Annotated in this window: 1 protein-coding gene; it reads right to left on the reverse strand. The window is 66.5% G+C overall.

The genetic code is table 11. The annotated features are described in order from the left end of the window. Nucleotides 1-254: ABC transporter substrate-binding protein (locus B3605_RS03060; protein WP_296432204.1), on the reverse strand; the 254-nt coding region annotated here is incomplete at both ends.

Below are 254 nucleotides of genomic sequence, written 5' to 3' on the forward strand. Positions count from 1 at the left end.
TCGGGGTGACCATCAGCACGCCGTTTTCGACGAAGACGTCGGAAGCCGGGATAGCGACGCCCGAGGTGACCGGGCCGACGACGAAGCGGATGCCGTCGCCGACGAGCTGGTTGGCGGCCGAAACGCCCTGCTTGGGTTCGCCTGCGTCGTCAGCGGTCTTCAGCACGACCTTCTCGCCGAGGATGCCGCCGGCCTTGTTGATTTCGTCAACGGCGGTCTGGGCGCCGTTCTTCACCTGGTCGCCGTAAGCGGCA

The sequence above is a fragment of the Rhizobium sp. UBA1881 genome (genome assembly GCF_002338015.1).
In the GTDB taxonomy this organism is placed as follows: Bacteria; Pseudomonadota; Alphaproteobacteria; order Rhizobiales; family Rhizobiaceae; genus Rhizobium.